The 4093-nt window shown below is 64.5% G+C and carries 4 protein-coding genes; 2 read left to right on the top strand and 2 right to left on the bottom strand.

Going from position 1 to position 4093, the window contains the following annotated elements:
* A partial coding sequence (locus tag AC4FAH_RS02140) for a GIY-YIG nuclease family protein (protein ID WP_490245597.1) occupies positions 1-247 on the bottom strand: 247 nt, incomplete at its 3' end.
* Positions 248-251: 4 nt separating this feature from the next.
* Positions 252-959 (bottom strand): ribulose-phosphate 3-epimerase, encoded by a 708-nt coding sequence (rpe, locus tag AC4FAH_RS02145; RefSeq protein WP_286989308.1) that lies wholly within the window; start codon positions 957-959, stop codon positions 252-254.
* 364 nt (positions 960-1323) lie between these two features.
* Here rpe and ggt point away from each other — a divergent pair, with 364 nt between their 5' ends.
* Both ggt and AC4FAH_RS02155 read left to right on the top strand, forming a co-directional pair.
* Positions 1324-3084: a gamma-glutamyltransferase gene (gene ggt, locus AC4FAH_RS02150; protein WP_286989310.1), complete on the top strand. Its 1761-nt coding sequence runs from the start codon at positions 1324-1326 to the stop codon at positions 3082-3084.
* 165 nt (positions 3085-3249) lie between these two features.
* A partial coding sequence (locus AC4FAH_RS02155; protein ID WP_490245598.1) for an MFS transporter occupies positions 3250-4093 on the top strand: 844 nt, incomplete at its 3' end.

Below are 4093 nucleotides of genomic sequence, written 5' to 3' on the forward strand. Positions count from 1 at the left end.
TGAGCGCCCGCGAGCGATCGCCGACCACCTGTTGATAACACAGCGTCAGCGGCCCCTTGCCGCGCAGTGCCCGCGCACCGCGCTTGCCGCCCTCATGCTCGCTCAGGCGGCGCACCACATCGGTACTGATACCGGTATAGAGGCGCCCCTGGGCCGTCTCGAGCACATACAGCGACCACTCGCTGAGCGCCGCGGCGTGAGCCGAGCCATCGACTGCCTCGCCAGCTCGCGCGCTGTCATCCGTCACGCGATCAGCTGCGCACGCTGGCAAGCTCGGCACGCAGCTTCGCCAATACGCTGTCGTAGCGGTTGGCATCGCTGTCACTGCGCGCATTGAAGATGGCGGAACCGGCCACGAAGGTGTCGGCACCGGCACGCGCGATCTCGGCGATGTTGTCGACCTTGACGCCACCATCGATCTCGAGACGGATGTTGTAGCCGGAGGCATCGATGCGACGACGCGCTTCACGCAGCTTGTCGAGGGTGCCGGGGATGAACGACTGGCCGCCGAAGCCCGGGTTGACGCTCATCAACAGGATCATGTCGACCTTGTCCATCACGTAGTCGAGGTAGGACAGCGGCGTGGCCGGATTGAATACCAGCCCGGACTTGCAGCCCGCATCACGAATCAGCTGCAGCGAGCGATCGACGTGGTCGGAGGCTTCCGGATGGAAGGTGATGTAGCTGGCACCGGCCTCGGCGAAGTCACCGATCATGCGGTCGACCGGCGTGACCATCAGGTGGGCATCGATCTCGGCGCTGATGCCGTAATCACGCAGCGCCTTGCACACCATCGGCCCGATGGTCAGGTTGGGCACGTAATGATTGTCCATCACGTCGAAGTGGACGATATCGGCCCCGGAGGCCAGCACATCCTCGACCTCCTGCCCCAGGCGGGCGAAGTCAGCGGACAGGATCGACGGGGCAATCTTGAAGTCATTCGGCAGTAGATCAGACATGTCATCAGGCGCCAGCGAGAAGTGGAAGGGGCATTTTACGCCACCCTCTCACAAAAGACAGGCGCTGTGTGAATGTGCACCGCCAACCTGCCGGTCCGTCGCTGCCGATCCGCCGCCGGCCCACGCCAGGCACTCCACTGCGACCCACACCCTCGAGCCGCCCCCACACCAGGACCTCATCCCCTTTCCAGATCAGACACCAACAAGAATATTGCCGTGCAAAGTTGAAATTGGTGCATTAGCAACTGATAGTTAAGCTGTTCTCTCGGCCCAGTGAGCAGCTCGCTGGCCTTCTGCGCATGTTCCTCGCACTGCACGCGTCATGTCGCATCTCTTATAACGATAACAGGAACCGACACCTCTCATGTTCGACACCTCTCTCGCAAACCGCAGACATCTCAAGGCGCTGGCCGCCGCCGCACTGTTGCCGCTGGCCGGCCTGCTGCCGACGGCGATCCCCGCTGCCTTCGCCGAGTCTTCCGCGATTCTGGAAGGCGAGCGCTTCCACCCCCAGGAAGGCAAGCACGGCATGGTCGCGACCAGCCACTATCTGGCCTCTCAGGTCGCACGCGATGTGCTGGCCGATGGCGGCAACGCCGTCGACGCCGCCGTGGTGGCAGGCTTCGCGCTGGCCGTGACCCAGCCGCGTTCCGGCAATATCGGTGGCGGCGGCTTCATGCTGGTGTCCGATGAGAAGACCGGCGAAGTGGTGGCCATCGATTACCGCGAGAAGGCCCCGGCCGCGGCCAGCGAGACGATGTTCCAGGACGAGAATGGCGAGGCGGTCTCCGAGTGGTCGCGCTTCACCCACCGTGCGGCAGGCGTGCCCGGTACCGTCGCAGGCCTTGCCAAGGCGCTGGAAGACTACGGCACCCTGAGTCTCGAGCAGGCGCTCGCCCCGGCCATCAAGCTGGCCGAAGACGGCTTCGTGATTCCGACGCGCTTCGCCAAGGGCTTGAGCGATGCCAAGGACCGCCTGGCCAAGTGGGACAGCACCGCCAAGGTGTTCTACAAGCCGGATGGCAGCAACTATCAAGCGGGTGAGCTGTTCAAGCAGCCGGAACTGGCCGCGACCCTCAAGCGCATCGCCGCCAATGGTCCGCGCGAGTTCTACGAGGGTGAGACCGCCCGGCTGATCGTCGCCGAGATGGAGCGCCACGACGGCATCATGACGCTGGATGATCTGAAGGCCTACGAGCCGGCCATCCGCGAACCGGTCCACGGCACCTATCGTGGCTATGACATCTTCTCGATGAGCCCGCCCTCCTCCGGCGGCGCGCACATCGTCGAGATTCTCAACATGCTCGAAGGCGATGACATCCAGGCGATGGGCTTCAATTCCGCCGCCACTATCCACGTGATGGCAGAAGCGATGCGCCGCGCCTACGCCGACCGCTCCGAGTATCTTGGCGACACCGACTTCGTCGATGTGCCGCTGTCGGGCATCATCTCCAAGGACTACGCCAAGGAATTGCGCGCCCAGTTCGAGCTCGACAAGGCAACGCCCTCCAGTGAGGTCAAGCCCGGCAAGCCGCAGCCGTATGAGTCCAATCAGACCACCCACTTCTCGATTGCCGATGGCAATGGTCTGGCCGTCTCCAATACCTACACCATCAACTTCAGCTACGGCTCCGGCATCGTGGTCGATGGCGCAGGTTTCCTGCTCAACAACGAGATGGATGACTTCTCCGCCAAGCCGGGCGTGCCGAATGCCTATGGCCTGATCGGTGGCGTCGCCAACAAGATCGAGCCGAACAAGCGCATGCTGTCTTCCATGAGCCCGACCATCGTGATGAAGGATGGCAAGAACTTCCTCGTCACCGGTAGCCCCGGCGGCTCGCGCATCATCACCACTACCCTGCAGGTGATCATGAACGTGATCGACCACGGCATGAACATCCAGTCGGCGGTCAGTGCGCCACGCATCCACCACCAGTGGCTGCCCGACGAGATTCGTATCGAGGCGGGCATCAGCAAGGACACCATCCGTCTGCTCGAGGCGATGGGCCACAAGGTAGTGACCAAGGACGCCATGGGCGCCATCCAGTCGATCATGATCGACGACGGCACCTTCTACGGCGGTGCTGACCCGCGTCGCTCCACCTCTTCGGCCATGGGGCTGTAGACGACGGCTGCGACGGGGTAGTCTCTGCATCGCATCGCCGAGCTGCCCCATCAATGACGCCTTGACCCCATTGTTGGGGCGGGCTATCTGTGACGGGCGACACTTCGGTGTCGCCCGTTCGCGTCTTGCCGTGCCATCACGCCATCAGCCCTACAAGGTGCCCTCGTGTCCTCAACCAAGTCACTCACGCCGCCCATCTCTGGCTGGCGGCAATGGGCCAACCGCTATCCGGTCGCCTTGATCGCCCTGGCGCAGCTGTTCGGCACCAGCCTGTGGTTCACCCCCAATGCAGTACTCACGCCGATGCTGGCGAGCTGGGACTTCGCCGGCGATAGCGCCGCGGCACTCGGCCAGCTGACCTCCTCGGTGCAGGGCGGATTCATCGTCGGCACCCTGGTGCTGGGGCTTGCCGGCCTGGCGGACCGCTTCGCGGCGCGCCATCTGTTCATGGCTTCCTGCGTGCTGGGCGCGCTGACCAATCTGGCGCTGTTGATCGCGCCGGGACTACTGAGCGCCTCAGGCTTGCGCGTGCTGACGGGGCTGGCACTGGCCGGCATCTACCCCATCGGCTTGAAGCTGATGGTGCAGACCGCACCGGACCGTGCCGGTGCCGCACTCGCCTGGCTGGTCGGCATGCTGGTGCTTGGCACCGGGCTGCCGCATGCGCTGGCCGCACTGCAACAGGGCGAAGGCATGCAGCTGCCGTGGGGCGCGGCCATCAGCACCGCCTCGCTGCTGGCCATCGTCGGTGCCGGTCTGGTCGCCTTGCTGGCCCCACCGGCGGCGAAAGCCACCTCGGCGCCCCGCCATGCGACAGCGGCGAAAGACGGCCGCAACACCTTTCTGGCCCGCGCCACTCGAGGCCTGGCGGCCTGGCAATATCCCGGCTTCGTGCGCGGCGCACTGGGCTACTTCGGCCACATGTGGGAGCTATACACCCTGTGGGCGCTGACGCCTCTGCTGCTGACCCAGATGGCCAGCGCGACAGGCGTGACGCTCTCTCCTGCCA

It is taken from the genome of Cobetia sp., assembly GCF_983723665.1.